Source organism: Pseudaminobacter soli (ex Li et al. 2025), assembly GCF_003012705.1.
In the GTDB taxonomy this organism is placed as follows: Bacteria; Pseudomonadota; Alphaproteobacteria; order Rhizobiales; family Rhizobiaceae; genus Pseudaminobacter; species Pseudaminobacter soli.
The window spans coordinates 1-400 of the sequence record NZ_PXYL01000078.1 but is presented as its reverse complement, the minus strand read 5'-3'; the positions used below and the strand labels follow the sequence as shown (position 1 = coordinate 400).

The 400-nt window shown below is 62.0% G+C and carries 1 protein-coding gene; it reads left to right on the top strand.

From position 1 onward, the window contains the following. Nucleotides 1–108 precede the first annotated feature (108 nt). A partial coding sequence (locus C7I85_RS30315; RefSeq protein WP_181257466.1) for an IS110 family transposase occupies nucleotides 109–400 on the top strand: 292 nt, incomplete at its 3' end.

Genomic DNA, 400 nt, shown 5'->3' with positions numbered 1-400 from the left:
AAAAAAGATCGGATGATTGGGGCTCCCGTGGCGCTCCCGCTGCGGGGGTGACAGGATTTCAATCTGCGGGCAGGCTCCTCAAGCTTAACTGGTCAAGGAGCCATGCCCATGGATCTGTTCGTCGGTCTCGATGTGTCCGTTCGCACCACCAGCGTCTGCGTCATGGACGCTACCGGTCAGATCCTCAAGGAGGGCAAGGTCGAGACCGAGCCGGACGCAATCGGCGCTCTGCTCCATTCCATCGGCGGGCATTTCAAGCGGGTCGGCCTCGAGGCCGGCCCGTTGTCGCAATGGCTCTACAGTGGGCTTGCGGCAGCGGGGTACCCGGTCATCTGCGTCGAGACGCGGCACATGAAGGCGGCTCTGTCAGCTCAGATCAACAAGACTGACCGCAACGACG